General features: G+C 53.3%; 17 protein-coding genes and 1 tRNA gene. 8 read left to right on the top strand and 10 right to left on the bottom strand.

Annotated elements, in window-relative coordinates:
- Positions 1-46: 46 nt before the first annotated feature.
- Both A3L09_RS02900 and A3L09_RS02895 read right to left on the bottom strand, forming a co-directional pair.
- Complete coding sequence (locus A3L09_RS02900; RefSeq protein ID WP_088857543.1) at positions 47-1072, bottom strand: L-threonylcarbamoyladenylate synthase; 1026 nt, start codon at positions 1070-1072, stop codon at positions 47-49.
- Between the two features lie 4 nt (positions 1073-1076).
- Positions 1077-1502 (bottom strand): hypothetical protein, encoded by a 426-nt coding sequence (locus tag A3L09_RS02895; RefSeq protein ID WP_088857542.1) that lies wholly within the window; start codon positions 1500-1502, stop codon positions 1077-1079.
- 81 nt (positions 1503-1583) lie between these two features.
- On the opposite strand from A3L09_RS02895, the gene A3L09_RS02890 reads away from it, so the two are divergent.
- On the top strand, positions 1584-2288 hold the full coding sequence (locus A3L09_RS02890; protein WP_088857541.1) for a nucleotidyltransferase domain-containing protein: 705 nt from the start codon (positions 1584-1586) through the stop codon (positions 2286-2288).
- Here A3L09_RS02890 and serS read toward each other — a convergent pair.
- Positions 2285-3652: a serine--tRNA ligase gene (gene serS / locus A3L09_RS02885; protein ID WP_088857540.1), complete on the bottom strand. Its 1368-nt coding sequence runs from the start codon at positions 3650-3652 to the stop codon at positions 2285-2287. The genes A3L09_RS02890 and serS overlap by 4 nt on opposite strands.
- Positions 3653-3766: 114 nt before the next feature.
- Between serS and A3L09_RS02880 the strand changes: the two genes are divergently transcribed.
- Positions 3767-4867, top strand: a complete 1101-nt coding sequence (locus tag A3L09_RS02880; protein ID WP_088857539.1) for an ATP-binding protein — start codon at positions 3767-3769, stop codon at positions 4865-4867.
- On the opposite strand, the gene A3L09_RS02875 is transcribed toward A3L09_RS02880, so the two are convergent.
- Entirely contained in the window at positions 4864-6066 is a 1203-nt protein-coding gene (locus A3L09_RS02875) for a molybdenum cofactor synthesis domain-containing protein (RefSeq protein ID WP_088857538.1), read from the bottom strand. The genes A3L09_RS02880 and A3L09_RS02875 overlap by 4 nt on opposite strands.
- 74 nt (positions 6067-6140) lie before the next feature.
- A tRNA-Arg gene (locus A3L09_RS02870) sits at positions 6141-6218 on the bottom strand.
- A gap of 66 nt (positions 6219-6284) precedes the next feature.
- Here A3L09_RS02870 and A3L09_RS02865 point away from each other — a divergent pair.
- Positions 6285-6746, top strand: coding sequence for an Lrp/AsnC family transcriptional regulator (locus A3L09_RS02865; RefSeq protein WP_088857537.1), 462 nt, complete (start codon positions 6285-6287; stop codon positions 6744-6746).
- Here A3L09_RS02865 and A3L09_RS02860 read toward each other — a convergent pair.
- The 5 genes from A3L09_RS02860 to A3L09_RS02840 are packed head-to-tail and all read right to left on the bottom strand — an operon-like array spanning position 6730 to position 9980.
- On the bottom strand, positions 6730-7074 hold the full coding sequence (locus A3L09_RS02860; RefSeq protein ID WP_335755345.1) for a hypothetical protein: 345 nt from the start codon (positions 7072-7074) through the stop codon (positions 6730-6732). The genes A3L09_RS02865 and A3L09_RS02860 overlap by 17 nt on opposite strands.
- On the bottom strand, positions 7071-7790 hold the full coding sequence (locus A3L09_RS02855; RefSeq protein ID WP_088857535.1) for a phosphoribosyltransferase family protein: 720 nt from the start codon (positions 7788-7790) through the stop codon (positions 7071-7073). Before A3L09_RS02855 ends, A3L09_RS02860 begins: the two co-directional genes overlap by 4 nt.
- A gap of 58 nt (positions 7791-7848) precedes the next feature.
- Positions 7849-8364, bottom strand: a complete 516-nt coding sequence (locus A3L09_RS02850; RefSeq protein WP_088857534.1) for a YkgJ family cysteine cluster protein — start codon at positions 8362-8364, stop codon at positions 7849-7851.
- Positions 8365-8382: 18 nt separating this feature from the next.
- The gene (locus tag A3L09_RS02845) at positions 8383-8634 is read right to left on the bottom strand and encodes an Lrp/AsnC family transcriptional regulator (RefSeq protein ID WP_088857533.1); all 252 of its coding nucleotides are present in this window, start codon (positions 8632-8634) and stop codon (positions 8383-8385) included.
- Positions 8631-9980 carry a signal recognition particle protein Srp54 gene (locus A3L09_RS02840; protein WP_088857532.1) on the bottom strand — a complete coding sequence of 450 codons (1350 nt, stop codon included), beginning with the start codon at positions 9978-9980 and terminating at the stop codon, positions 8631-8633. The genes A3L09_RS02845 and A3L09_RS02840 overlap by 4 nt, the downstream gene beginning before the upstream one ends.
- 246 nt (positions 9981-10226) lie before the next feature.
- Between A3L09_RS02840 and A3L09_RS11070 the strand changes: the two genes are divergently transcribed.
- The 5 genes from A3L09_RS11070 (at position 10227) to A3L09_RS02820 (ending at position 14375) form a co-directional block, all read left to right on the top strand.
- Entirely contained in the window at positions 10227-10361 is a 135-nt protein-coding gene (locus A3L09_RS11070; RefSeq protein ID WP_257789803.1) for a hypothetical protein, read from the top strand.
- Between the two features lie 97 nt (positions 10362-10458).
- Positions 10459-10668: a hypothetical protein gene (locus tag A3L09_RS02835; protein ID WP_088857531.1), complete on the top strand. Its 210-nt coding sequence runs from the start codon at positions 10459-10461 to the stop codon at positions 10666-10668.
- Positions 10669-10759: 91 nt separating this feature from the next.
- Positions 10760-12100, top strand: coding sequence for a hypothetical protein (locus A3L09_RS02830; RefSeq protein WP_088857530.1), 1341 nt, complete (start codon positions 10760-10762; stop codon positions 12098-12100).
- A 29-nt stretch (positions 12101-12129) separates the two neighbouring features.
- Complete coding sequence (mtnP, locus tag A3L09_RS02825; protein ID WP_088857529.1) at positions 12130-12933, top strand: S-methyl-5'-thioadenosine phosphorylase; 804 nt, start codon at positions 12130-12132, stop codon at positions 12931-12933.
- A gap of 104 nt (positions 12934-13037) precedes the next feature.
- The gene (locus A3L09_RS02820; protein ID WP_088857528.1) at positions 13038-14375 is read left to right on the top strand and encodes an NAD(P)/FAD-dependent oxidoreductase; all 1338 of its coding nucleotides are present in this window, start codon (positions 13038-13040) and stop codon (positions 14373-14375) included.
- Positions 14376-14774: the final 399 nt, after the last annotated feature.

The raw sequence follows: 14774 nt of genomic DNA, 5'->3' as shown, positions 1-14774 counted from the left end.
AAGCTTATCCACGCTGAAAAAGTTGGGAACTGAAGGGGTCGAGTGCTTAAACCCTCAGAATCCTGTATCCGGCCGCTTTTCTGAGGCGGTTCATCACCGCGAGGCCTAAACCCCTCTCCTCAATGCCCTCAGCGATTATGATATCAACGCCCCGCTTGTCAAGCTCCCTCAATGCCTTGAAGAGGTTTCTCGCCACTTCTTCCTCGCTCCCGCCGAGGTCGAAGAACTCGTCGGCCTCGTAGAAGCCCCCAGTTGCCATGACACCAACGCGCTTCCCCTCGTTCCTGAAAGATGAAACGAGCTCGCGTATCTTCTCGTGAACTCTCTCCTTCTTTCCCTCCACGACTATGACGTCCGCGCTGGGAGAGTAGTGTCTGTACTTCATCCCCGGGGCCTTAGCTAGGTCAACCTCCTTTCCCCTCACCGCCGGGTGGATCTCGATCTCCCCAACGGCCTTCTCTATCTCCTCAAGGGGAAGACCTCCAGGCCTCAGGAGAACCGGAGGCCAACTTGTCAGATCTATAACCGTGCTTTCCACCCCTATAGGGGTCTCGCCGCCGTCGACTATGCAAGCTATCCTGCCGTAGAAGTCGTCAATCACGTGTTCAGCGAGGGTTGGGCTTGGCTTTCCGCTTATGTTGGCCGACGGGGCCGCTATGGGCCTTCCGCTTTCTCTTATGAGGGCGAGTGCTATCTCGTGAGATGGCATCCTAACGGCAACGCTGTCTAATCCCCCAGTTGTTTCCTTTGGCACTTTCTCGGCCTTTGGAAGCACTAGGGTTAATGGGCCGGGCCAGAAGCGCTTAGCCAAAAGCTCCGCTTCCTTTGGAACCTCCCGCGCCAGCTCGTAGAGCATCTCAAAATCCGCTATGTGGACGATTAGGGGATTATCAGCGGGCCTCCCTTTGGCTTTGAATATCTTCAGGACGGCATCCCTGTTGAGCGCATCCCCACCTAGACCGTAGACGGTCTCAGTGGGAAACGCGACGAGTTCCCCCTCGCGTATGAACCTCGCGGCTACTCTAAGCCTCCTCTCGTCCAATCCATCGCGCATTGGAATTACTACCGTCAAACTATCACCCCGGGGGCTTTATCTCAACCCTCGGCAGGGGTATATGATAGGGAAGCCTCATCTCCTTGGCCACGACGAAGAGCATGGGGCTTATCTCGGCTGTGATGAAGTTTATAACCTCGGCGAAGACCTCTGGGGGAACCTTCCTCTCGGAGTCCCAAGTGTCGAGGATCCTGTCGATGTCTTCCTTTTTCGCGGGGAGGTACATAACGGCACCCTCAATGAGGCCCTCCGCTATCTCCGGCCTGTAGGTTATCTCGTACTTGAAGAGGATCTCAACACCGTGAGTCCTCCCGGTTGGTGCCCTTATCTCGCCCAGCCTCATGTCCCTTACTTTGGGTGTGAGGTTGACCTCTATCCTGCCGCCTATCGGGGGAACGCCCCTCTTCTCAAACTCTATCTTCGTCAGGTTTATTCCGATCACCGGCATTTCTTTCACCGGGGGATCCTTTAATCAACTTCCTTAAAAACCTGAGGCACGTTTTTAAGGAGCACCCTGAGAGTAAGAACGATGCCTAGGGAGAAGGTCGTTAGAATCTGGGACGAGCGCGAGGTGGTTTACACCCCAAAGCGCTGGCGCTACCTCTGGGAGAAGAGGGAGAAGGCCCTGGCGATAATGGAGCGCCTTGAGGGGTTCGACCCCCAGCTCTACGGCAGCGTTGCTAGGGGAGACGTCAGGAGAGACAGTGACATAGACATCTTCATTCCGTTTAGGGTGCCGAGTTACCTCATTGAGCTCGCCCTTGAGGGCCTCGTTGGGAGAAGGAAGATAGTAATGGCAACCCCCTGGCACCTCATCAAGGGGGTAATAGAGATAGACGAGGAAACAACGGTAACCTTCCCTCTCATCGAGCCAACCGACAGGGAGCTGGAGTTCTACCGCTGGGGCGGAACTGTCGATCTATGGGGAGTGAAGACAAAGCGGCGCGCCCCAGGGGTTAACAAAAAGCTGATTCTGATAATCCCGACGGAGAAGGGGCACGTCGAGAGGGAGGTCGTTGGAAGGGAACCTGAAGTTGCTAGAACTCTCGGCGTCAGCATCGACATAGTGAACGAGAGGGTTCACGTCTTAACTAGAAGGGACGCGATAGGGAGAACCGGCATCTACATAGACGAGGAGGTTCCAGACTGGATGAGCTTCGAGGAGGCGCTGAAGGTAATAGCCGACCGCGACCCGAACGTGAGGAGGAAGGTAAGGGAAAGGGGAGGGGTTTAATCCTGGCAGCACCTCTCCTTCATGCTCGCCGGCAGTATCTCCTTGAAGCCGGTGTACTTCCAGAGGGCCTTCGGGAGCTTTACGACGCCCTCCTCCGTCTGGTGGTTCTCCAGGATGGCCACAATAGCTCTCGAAGTCGCTATTGCAGTGGAGTTGAGTGTGTGGACGAACTTGGGTTTCTCGTGGGTCTTGTCGCGGTAGCGGATGTTTAAGCGCCTCGCCTGCCACTCGGTACAGTTGCTCGCGCTCACCACTTCCCTGAACTTGCCCTGCCCCGCCATCCAGGCCTCTATGTCGTACTTCTTAGCTGCCACGTAACCGAGGTCGCCGGTGCAGATGTTCACGACGCGGTAGGGTATCTCAAGGGCCTGGAATATCTCCTCGGCGTTGGCTATTATCTTCTCGTGCCACTCCCAGCTCTCCTCCGGCCTGGAATAGACGAACTGCTCTACTTTATGGAACTGGTGGACGCGGAAGATTCCCTTTGTGTCCTTTCCAGCGGTTCCCGCCTCCTTCCTGAAGCAGGGGGAGACGCCGACGTAGAGGAGCGGAAGGTCTTTTCCTTCTATTATCTCGTTGGCGTGCATTCCAGCCAACGGGTGCTCGGCAGTGGGGATGAGGTAGAGGTCCTCATCCTCGACCTTGTAGATGACGTCCTCGAAGTCGCCGAAGCTGGTGACGCCCTCCTCAACGAAGCGGCGCACCATGTAGGGGGGTATAACGGGGACGAAGCCCTTCTCGATGAGCCTGTCGAGGGCAAAGCGGATGAGAGCTAAATCGAGGATTACCAGCTCGTTCATGAGGTAGTAGAAGCGAGCACCGCTCACCTTGGCGGCCCTCTCGAGGTCGGCACCGCGGAGAAGTTCAAGCATGTCGACGTGGAGCCTGGGCCTCCAGCTGAGAACCTCGTAGTCCATCTTCCCGAGGCTCTGCTCCTTAAAGCTCTCTATGAATCCTTCCCAGACCTTAGCCTTACCCCAGAACCTTATCGGGACGTTCTCGGTGTCGTCCTTTCCGACCGGGACGCTCTCGTGGGTTATGTTTGGAAGCCTCCAGAGGTAGTAGTCGATCTTCTTCCTCAGCTCTTCGACCTCTTTCTCAAGCTCCTCGATCTGTTTCACTATCTCGTTGCTCCTCGCGAGGAGATCATCCACGGGCTCCCCTGCCTTCTTCCTCTTGCCAATCTGGACTGCCAGCTGGTTGCGCTCCTTCCTTAGCTGGTTTATCTTCTTCAGGTTCTCGCGCCACTTTGCGTCGAGCTCCAGAATCTCGTCTACCCACTTGAGCTTCTCAATTTCCCCGCGCTTGATGAGGTCGTTCCGCACAACGTCCGGATTTTCGCGGATGAGCTTTATGTCGAGCATGTTCCTTCACCTCAATTGAGAAAGGCCGAGGCCTAAAAAAGGTTTTTGATTGGGTAGGAACTACACAACTACCTACACAAAATCGCTATAAAACTCGGAGAGGACTAGAATAAGATGCAGGTATCCTATGGAGCACGTATAGCCAGATACGAGCAGGCGTACCAGGAAGCCATCGAGAGAGGGGACTTCTCAAGGGCGAGGCTACTCGCTATCAGGTGCGCCGATCTACTGAGGAACATGGCCTCGGAAAACCTGGAGTTCTCCGACTACTATCTAGAGCTCGCGGCACAGTGGGAGAAGAGGGCTGAGGAACTCAAGGATTCCCCACCACGTCAGAAGGGCACTTTTCAGATTAGCGACCTCATATCGAGATCCACCGTGACCTGGGATGATGTAGGGGGTCTGTGGGATGCAAAGAGAATCCTGGCCAGTGCGATAGGCCTCAACCTGGCCAGGGTTCCAGGGAAGCTCGAGCCGTGGAAGGGAGTACTGCTCTTCGGACCTCCAGGAACGGGAAAAAGCCTCCTCGCCAGTGCCGTGGCGGGCAGCATTGGGGCCACGTTCATAAACGTCAGCGTGAGCAACGTCCTGAGCAAGTACTTCGGTGAGTCCTCCAAGCTGGCGGCATCCGTCTATGAACTCGCACGTCGGAAGAGTCCAAGCATAGTCTTCATAGACGAATTCGATGCCCTGGCAATGAAGCGCTCCTCCCTGGAAGACGCCGCCAGAAGGGTTCTCTCAACGTTCCTGGTTGAGATAGATGGCTTCAAGAGGAGGAACTCAAGAGACAGGGTGATAACACTCGCGGCCACGAACAGGCCCTGGGATCTTGACGAAGCAATTCTATCCAGGTTTCCGCTGAGGATTTACGTGCCCCTGCCAGATGAGAGGTCGGCGGTCGACATATTGAGGATACACCTCAGGGGCTTTGCGGTAAGGGCCGACCTTCGGGCGGTTGCAAGAACCGCCGTGAGAAGGCTGTTCTCGGGTAGAGACCTTGCGAACCTGGCCAGGATGACCGTGATGAAGATGCTAAGCGAGATGAATCCAGAGCTATCCAACCCAAAACTTGTGGGTTCACTTGCGGGAAAGGAGCTCACAACAAGGCCCCTGGAAATGGACGACTTCAAATATGGTCTGAGAAAAATAAAGAGCCCAATAACGCAGTCCCTCGTTAAAAAGTACGAAAAATGGGCGGAGGAGTTTGGGCTCTAACCAAATAACGTGACCTCCACATCTTCCCCGGCTTCAAGTATCTCAACGTTCTCGGGAACCTCGATGAAGCCGTCGGCCTCAACAAAGCTGGTAACCGCACCGCTGCCCTTCAGTATTGGAACCGCCGTATCCCCCTCTATTCTGACCGGAAGGAACTGCCTCCTTCCCTTGACGGAGAAAACCTTGTGGGCAAGCTTTTTCCTTGTTTTTCTGACCTCGGTTTCCCTGCCAATAAGCTTTCTTAAGAGGGGGGCAACGAGAAGAGTGAAGTTCGTGAGACAGCTGGTCGGGTAGCCCGGCAGGCCGATGACGGGCTTTCCGTCTATCTCCCCTATTATAGTCGGTTTACCCGGCTGTATGGCAATACCGTGTACGTAAACCCGACCAAGCCTTTCGATGATCGAGCTCGTCAGATCGCGCATCCCCCCGCTGGCGCCCCCACTGAGAAGCACCATATCACATTCCGCAATCCCCTGAAGTATGAGCTCGGCAACGCGCTTCTCCTCGTCCCTGGCGACTCCAAGGAAGCAGGCTTCCCCGCCAAGTTCCCTTATCGCATCGGAAACGGCCCTACCGTTGATATCATAGATCCTACCGGGCTCCAGTTCTTGTCCAGGGAGGACGATTTCACTCCCGGTGCTTATAACCGCCACCCTGGGCTTTTTGTAGACTTTAACCCTCGCCATCCCAATCGCAGATAGAAGCGCCGTCTCCTTGAACCCCAGGCGTGTTCCACTCCGCAGGATCAGCTTGCCCTTAGGAATGTCCACACCACGCTTCATAACTCCCATAGTGGGATAAGCGGGTTTGTAGATTACAACCTCGTCCCCCTCCCGCTCAACGTCCTCGAACTGGATGACGGCGTCGGCTCCCTGTGGAAGGGGGGCGCCCGTTGAGATATAAACGCAAGTTCCCGCATCGAGGACAAAATCGGGAAAATCACCAGCGTGGACTTCTCCAACCACTTTGAGCCTAACTGGCTCCGCCTCGCTCGCCATGAATGTGTCCTCAGCTTTGACGGCGTACCCATCAACGGTGGCCCTGTCAAAAGGGGGAACATCAATGGGGGAAACAACGTCCTCCGCGAGAACTCGTCCTAAGGCTTCTTCAAGGGGGACTTCCTCGATTTTAGGTTCCAGCTTCATGGAATTGACTATCTTCATCGCATCCTCAAGCGGAACGACCTTCAGGAACGCCATACCATCACCGGACACAATAAGGAGAACCCGTATAAATGGGTTTTGTTAAACGGTGGAGTTAGCGAGAAGAACTCTGGCGGACCGGCGGGGATTTGAACCCCGGACCTGCGGCTTAGGAGGCCGCCGCCCTATCCTAGCTAGGCTACCGGTCCACTGCCCGCTATTCCCTCCCGGGGAAGGGTATTTAAAGTTTACGGTGAACATCATGGGGGATGAACATGGACGAGCTGGACAGGAGGATACTCTCTCTACTTCAGAAGAACGCGAGGCTCTCGTACAGGGAGATAGCGAGGGAACTGAACGTCGCTGTTGGCACAGTGTACAACAGGATAAAGAAAATGGAGGAAACGGGTGTCATAAAGGGATTCTGTGTTAACATAGACTACGAGAAGGTGGGCTTTGGGCTGACGACGGTGATAGGGATCAAGGCAGAGGGGAGGGAAATCGTAAGGATAGAGAGAAAGCTGGCGGAGAACCCGAGGGTAATGCAGGTCTACGACGTAACCGGGGAGTACGACATAATAATCGTCGCCAAGTTCAGGGACAGAGCGGACATGAACCACTTCGTTAAGTGGGTGCTCTCGCTGGACGGGGTGGAAAAGACGAACACGAGCGTGGTGATGGACGTCGCGAAGGAGAGCTTTACCATAGAACTCGAGGAACCTACTTCAGGATCATGATCGAATCCAGCCCCTCTATGAACCTTTTGGCAAAGTCAGCCATAGCCTCAGCAGGGAGTTTTGCCTCGATGCCGTTCACCTTCCCCACGAACAGGTATCTCCTAACCTCAATTTTTTCTATGGGCTTAAAGTCGGAGTTTTCGCTGATGACTTCGTTCATAACCTCCTCAAAGCTGGACCGGGAAACCTCCACGATCCTTCCCTCGATGACGACTTTCTTTCCACACTCCTCGCTGGAGCATTCAAAGCGGAACGGGAGGCCGGGCTCGGCCTCCACGGGGATCGTCAAGCCGGCCGCGTTGTATATCAAAAACTTGGTCATGGTCATCTCTCCAGGGTTATGACGCTTTCAACGGGGATCCCGTGCTCTTCCCCAAACTTCTCCGCGATGTCCCCTATGCTGACGAGGAACACCATGCCGACCGGCTTTGCACCGGCCTGATGGCAGAGTTCCAGGAGGGCTCTCTGGGTCTCCCCGCTCCTGACCACGTCATCAACTATGAGAACCCTATCACCTTTGCTGAGGGCCCAGGTGGGCAGGTAGAGGGTGGTTATACTTCCAGAAGCGCTCGGGACGTAGTTGACTTCGTAGAACTTCTCTACCCCAACCTCCTTCTTCTTCTTTGCGTAGACGACGTCCACACCGAGCTCCCTCGCAATGTGAACCGCGAAGGGTATGCCGTCGGTGGCGGCTGTTAAGATCTTGTCCGGGTTCAGGTCAACGAACCGGCCCGCCAGCTCCTCCGAAAGGAGGGTCATCAAGGACGTGTCGCTGAGGACGGACATCGTATCAAAGAAACCCCTGCTGTCAAACTTGAGCCTCTTTTTAACCTCTCCCCTGAGGTTTATGTAGGGGGAGAGGAGTTCGGTAAGGGCCCTCGTTCTCTCCGCGCTCGGAAGGACCTTGCCCCTGACGTACCGGTTCAGGACGGTTATCGGCAATCCCGTGATCTTTGAAAGTTCTTCGTAGGTGTAACTCTTCTTGAGGAGCCTCAGCATGTTTACCAGTCTAAGCTTTTCCTTTACTGACTTCAACTGTGTCATTATCTCACCTCCGGTGGGCTCTGATTAACAAAAAAATGTATAAATAGGTTTCGGTCGTTCATTCACCCTGGTCCTTCAACAACTTGTCCCTGTATTCCTTCAGAACGTCACCGTACTCCCTCAGTATAAACCGCTCATCAACGGGCTCCCCCTCGGGGTGATCTATCCCGGGGCAGAAGGAGTCCTCCCGAATGTAGATCTCCATTTTAGTCCCGTGCTTCACAAAGACAAAGGGGTAGAGCCTGCACGCAAGGGGGCGGTGATCGTAGATCCTGCAGCGTTTAGTCTCGGGATCAAGGAAGATGCAAGCCCCGTCGAAGGGGCGCTTTTTGAGGGCGTAGCCGAGGAACTTGTCACCCCTGTAGAACATCTTCTCATAATCCACGAACTCCCAAGCACCGTACCCAAGATCCTCGATCCTCTCAATGTCCTCGTCCCTGAGGGGAATCTCCAGATTAACGCAACACTTTCCGCAGTTCTCCGGGCACTTGAAGCGGACTTCGGATTCGATTGAAATATCGAGAGTTAAAAGATCAACCGTGGCCACCAAACGCTTCGCTGGATCGGCGGCCACGCTCCCACCTCATTCCCTCTATGCCCTAATTCCGTAGGTGCTGGCTATAAGCGTCTCCGTCAGCTCGATCTCACGTATCTTCCTGAGAACCTCGTCGTGGAACTTGTCCAGCTCCTCAATGCCGTCGACTTCCACTCGAAGGATGAGGTCGTACTCGCCGTAAACCCTGTAGACTTCTTTAACGCTAGGGTGATCCTTAAGCTTCTCGTGAACCCTCTCCTCTGTTCCGGGCCTCGCCACAACGAGGATTATTGCCTCCATCTTCTTCATATACCCAACCCCCCGAATCCGCCAAACTTCTTGGCCATTTTGGCAAGCTTTCTCTTGTCCAAGCTCTTAAACATTTTTCTCATCTGGTTATACTGGGCAAGGAGTTCCCTAACCTCCTTAGTTGAAGTCCCCGAACCCCTTGCGATACGCTTTATTCTGGAGTAGTTTATCAGATCTGGGTTTTCAAGTTCTTCCTCGGTCATGGAGTCCATTATTATCCTGTAGCGCCTCAGCTTTTCCTCCCCAACTTTGACGGCATCGTCCGGAAGGGAGTAGCCAAGGCCCGGGATCATCTGGAGGATCTGCTTAAGCGGCCCCATCTTCTGCATGGCCTCAAGCTGGGCGTACATGTCCTTGAGGTTGAACTTCCCCTTCAGGAACTTCTCTACGTCCTCCTCCTTCAGCTCCTGCTCCCGCTGAAGTTCTTCAAACTTCTCCAGTAATCCTTCAATGTCCCCAAGGCCGAGGAGCCTGGAAACAAAGCGCTTTGGATCGAAGGGCTCGAGATCCTCCACCCTTTCCCCGACGCCTATAAACTTTATTGGAGCCCCAGTTGCCGCGACCGCTGAGAGGGCACCTCCACCCTTCGCGCTCCCATCGAGCTTTGTGACTATTATCGAACCTATCGGCGTCGCTTCCTTAAAAGCTAGGGCCTGGTTGTACGCCTGCTGGCCGATGGTACCGTCTATTACAAGGATTACCTCGTGGGGGTTTATTGCCCCGCTTATCTGCTTCATCTCCTCAATGAGACCAGACTCTTCCTTGTGCCTTCCGGCGGTGTCAACTATTATAACATCGACACCCCTCTCCTTGAAGTATGCCACACCTTCCCGGGCCAGTTTAACTGCGTCTTTCTCCTCCGGATCACCGAAGACCTCGATCTTGAAAGGTTCAACCAGCTGTTTGAGCTGGTAATAGGCACCAGGACGCCAAGTATCAGTACAGACGAGGCCGACCTTGTATCCCCTCTTCTGAAGGTGTCTGGCGAGCTTTGCTATTGTGGTCGTCTTTCCAGAACCCTGGATTCCAACGGCAAGAAGAACAGTGGGCTTCTCCTTTATCTCAAGGGGAACGGCCTCCCTGCCGAGGAAGTTGGTGAGTTCTTCGTAGACGATCTTAATAACGTGCTCCTTTGGGCTGACTCCTGCGGGCGGCTTCTCATTGAGGGCCCGCTCCTGTATCCTCTTCGTCAATTGCAGAACAAGTCTTACATTAACGTCGGACTGGATGAGCGCCCTCTGTATGTCCCTCACAACCTCCTTTATCAGGGCCTCGTCAACGGTGCTCGATCTCGCGAGCTTTCTGAGGGCACTGTTGAGTGCTTTACCCAGTTTCTCAAGTGCCATAGTTCTCCCTCCAGAACCCTGAAGGTGCGGATCCTTAATAACCCTTATGCCTCGGAAGCGGCTGCAGAATGTACTCATTTTATTAAAACGACCAGAGAATAACCGCTGTTATCGTTCAATTATGTACATCAAATCCAATCTGCGTCCAACACTCTTTTTTTGTGGTTCAGAAGAACATATGGGTTCTATATGGCAAAAATTCGAACTAAAAACTTTTTTAAGCCTATAGAGAGAAGAATGAAATGTATGAGAAGGAGAGGAGGTGAGAGAATGGAGTGGATGATGATGGTCTACTACTACAGGACCCTCCAAGACATGAAGAGGGCCCGCAGGAAGCCGATTCCAGAGGAGCTCGAGTACGTTGAGATGCTCCAGGGCTGATCTGGAATTATTTAGACGATCGTCGAATGAATGTTTAACGATTGTCTTTCCGAAATCTTTTTATACTTTAAAGTGGTATCTATGAATGGTGATACCTATGACAACCGTGATAAAGAGGAAGCCCTCCATGTTTTTGAAAGAGCTCAGGGAGTATTACAGCGATGTCTGGAAGCTCCCCAAGAGCGAATACCTCAAAAACCCCGATTTCCTCGTCGTCGACCAGAAAACGGGGAAGAAAGCCAGGGTGAGCTTTGTAGTCCTTGACGATGGAGAGACCGTCAGCGTCGTTTACGATGAGATGAGCTGATGTTTCGTTGTTTGATTGCCCCGTAAAATAAGCTTTTAGAATTCGCAAATATTAAATATTAAAACGCGTTTTTATAGTATCGGTGAACCTGGTGGAAAAAGGGCAAGATAAAAATGAGGACCTCTACCGGGAAGTTCTTGAAATAGCCGGGGACATTCCCGATCCATACGTTAGGACGATAACTTTTGCCAGACTGGCCATTAAAATGAAGGAGAATGGATATAAAGGCTATATGAGGGCATTTCGATACGCGATATCATCCCTCGACTACATCGACAACCCTATTCTCATAGTGAGGGCAATGGTAAGTATAGCACGGTATCTCCATGTTGCGGGAGCAGAAGAACTCTCTGCTAACATGCTCCACAGGGCCTATGAAGCCGCCACACTGCTGAAAGGGAACGTGAAGGACAGGCTCCTGGTCGAAATAATAAGAGAAGCTCTGGCATCTGGGAGGGGAAGGGACGCAATTTTGTATGCGACTGATATAGAGGACGATGCAATCCGGAACACGAGCCTTCTGGAGATCGCCAAATACTTCACAAAAAAAGGGGATCTGCGCTCTGCCAAAACCGTCCTGAGTTCAATAACAGAAGAGCCCACGAAATCCCAGGCGGCTTTTGAAATCCTAAAAGCCCACCTAGAAAGAGAGGAGTTTGCGAGTGCACTATCGCTTCTTCCCAAGATTGAGAACAGCTACTGGCTAGAGCTGGCGCTCGAGGAGACGGCCAAAAGACTCAAAGAAGCCTCAACCCCCTACGCAACCTATGAAAAATTCGTAGAGGCGGCAAAAGAGCTTTCGGAGCGCCTGGGAAAGAACCTCCTCAAATCGTTCTTGGCTGGGCTGGTGGAAAAGGGGGAGGCGAAGAGCGCGGCCGAGATACTGAACTCGTCCAAACTGCCGGGAATAGCGGAGCTGGCTTCATATCTGGCCGGCCTCCTGATTCAAAGGCCCGAAAAGCTCCATGAGTTCGTAACATCTCTGAGACTGTCCCCAGAGAACTTCGACGTCCTTGCAAAATCCATTCTGGATTCAATACTCGAAAGACGGCCTTCGAGATCGTATCAAGAAACGGTTGAGTACCTAGGCAGGAATACGGAAAACGAAACGGTTCTCGTCAAAGTTTCAACGTACCTGGCGAAGATCGGGGAGTTCGATCTCGCTGAAAAGTTCGCCGATCCGGTGGAAGATCCATACCTGAGATCCCTAGCGTTCGGGGCGATAGCGCTAGAAAGACTGAGGCGGGGCGATATAGACGGGGCAATAGATGCCGTCAAAAACGTCTCAGACAGGGAGTGGGGCTCGTGGCTTATGGGGGAGATACTGGTGAGAATCCTGGGGGGATCCATCGGAGAGCACCCCGAGAGGGAGCTTGAGGAGAGCGCCACGCTGCATAAAAAAGAGAGAGACAAAAGCGCTAACGTTTTATAGATCCTGCCCAAATTTCTCCGGTGATAGAAATGCCGAGGATAGCGATTATTGGGGGTTCTGGCGTCTACGATCCAAAGCTGCTCCAGAACGTCCGTGAAGAGACCGTCAAAACACCCTACGGGGAAGTCAGGGTGAAGATAGGGGAGTACAACGGAGAGGAGATAGCCTTCTTAGCCAGGCACGGCGAGGGTCACAGTGTTCCCCCGCACAAGATAAACTACCGGGCAAACATATGGGCGCTCTACGAACTTGGGGTGGAGAGAATACTCTCAACTTCAGCGGTTGGCTCCCTAAACTTAGAGATGAAGCCGGGAGATTTCGTTGTCCTAGACCAGCTAATGGACTTCACCAAAACGAGACACTACACCTTCTACGACGGTGACGAGAGCCCGCACGACAGGAAGTTCGTTGCCCACGTTGACTTCACCGACCCATACTGTCCGGAGCTGAGGAAGGCGGTCATAAATGCGGCAAAAGAGCTGAACTTCAGGTACCATCCAACCGGGACCTACGCCTGTATGGAGGGACCGCGCTTCGAAACCAGGGCCGAGATAAGGGCACTCAAGATACTCGGAGCGGACGTCGTGGGAATGACCCAGTGCCCCGAGGCAGCGCTCGCGAGGGAGCTTGAAATATGCTACGCCAGCGTGGCCATTGTCACCAACTTCGCGGCGGGAATAAGCACCGAAAAACTCACCCACAAGGAGGTTGTTGATCTCATGGCCCAGAAGGGCGAGGAGATAAAGTACCTGCTCATGAACGCCATCAAGTACATTCCAAAGGAGCGGCGCTGTCCATGCAAGGACGCGCTTAAGGGCGCCACCGGTGAGTGATGCCCTTTCCTGTTCTTTCATCTTCCAAAATGTGCTTAAGTTTTGAACCGAAAGTTAAAGAAAGTGTTTAATATTTATCTGAGAACTTCTAAATGGTGACGGAAATGAAGTACGACGTAGTTGTTGTCGGTGCAAGTGCCGGTGGCTTAACCGCCGCAATTTCCGCGAAGAGGTTCTATCCCGACAAGAGCGTTCTTGTCATAAAAAAGGAAGAAACGGGAATGATTCCATGCGGGATACCCTACGTCTTTGGAACCCTCAAAGGCGTAGATGACGACATCCTGCCTGTAGAGCGGTTCCTTGAACCCCTAGGCGTCGAAATTCTCACCGACGAGGTCACGGAAATAGACCCGCGGAGGAAGACCCTAAGAACGAGATCTGGAAAGGAGATAGTGTGGGAAAAACTCGTCATTGCCACCGGCTCCAAGCCCGTGAAGCCGGAGTTTCCAGGATCGGATCTTGAAGGGGTCTACACTGTCCCCAAGGACTATCAGTACCTCAAGGAATTCCGTGAGAAACTCGAGAACGCCGGGAGAGTCGTGATAATCGGCGGCGGATTCATTGCCCTCGAAGTCGGAGACGAGATCCAGAAGCTCGGGAAGGACGTGACCATAGTCGTGAGAAGCAGGCTCCTTAGGAGCTCCTTTGATCCAGAGTTCAGCGAAATGGTGGAGGAAAGGCTCAGGGAAAGAGGCATCAACGTAGTCCATGGACAGATCGAAAGGCTCCTCGGGGACAAAAAGGTAGAAAAGGTCAAACTCATCGACGGAAGGGAGCTCGATGCAGATCTAGTGATCTTCTCGATCGGCTACCGCCCCAACGTAGATCTCGCCGTAAAAGCGGGGCTGAGGGTTACCCGCTACGGCATCTGGACTGATGAGTACATGAGAACCTCCTGCCCGGACATCTTCGCGGTCGGCGACTGCGTAGAGCACAGGGACTTCTTCACGGGGAAGCCATATCCCCTCATGCTCGCCTCAACGGCCACCTTTGAGGCTAGGATTGCCGGTGCCAACCTCTTCAAGCTCCAGATAGTCAGGGAGAACAGGAGGACGATAGGAGCATACTCCACCCACGTCGCCGGGTTGACCCTTGCGGCGGCAGGTCTTACAGAGGAAGCCGCCAGAAAGGAGGGCTTCGAGGTAGTAGTTGGCTACGGAAAAGGCCCCGACAGACATCCGGCGAAGTTCCCGGACACCTCTATGGTGACGGTGAAGCTCATCTTCTCCCGCGACAGGGGGGCGATCCTCGGGGCCCAGATAGCCGGAGGAAAGAGCGTCGGTGAGATGATAAACGTCCTCGCCCTTGCGATACAGAAGAGGCTCACGGCGAGCGAGCTCTACACCCTACAGATAGCTACCCACCCGCTCCTCACCGCCTCGCCCGTTGGATACCAGATACTCCAGGCGGCAGAGGACGCGCTGGCGAAGCTGAGGGCTTGATGGTGAATTTTTCCTGTTATTTTAGCTTTTTAGAACGTTAAGGCCCTCTGAGGACGCCAGCAAAGATTCTGAAGAAATGGGTATAATGAAGGAGTTACCATTTTTTAACGTCCGAAGGACGTCTGCTTTTGGTATGTTAGTCCGCGGAAGATTAAGAAAAAGGAAGGCGAGAAACACAGTTTCCAGCTTTGAGAAATAAGAGTTTGAGAGTGGAGGGAGCTTTTTTCAGAAGCTTACCAGAGCTTGTAGCTCCTCTTAGAAAAGACCATATCCAAGGATTTTACACTAAACCAGTCTGTTTCAGAAGGAGAACAATCACATAAGAGTCCCAAAAAGATGTTTACACTTTTTTGACGCCCTTCGGGCGTCGATTTTTCGGAGTTAAACAAAACTCCAAAT

This window comes from Thermococcus profundus, assembly GCF_002214585.1.
Lineage (GTDB): Archaea > Methanobacteriota_B > Thermococci > Thermococcales > Thermococcaceae > Thermococcus > Thermococcus profundus.
Note: the sequence above shows the minus strand (reverse complement) of the source record. Positions and strands in the feature narration are given on the sequence as shown.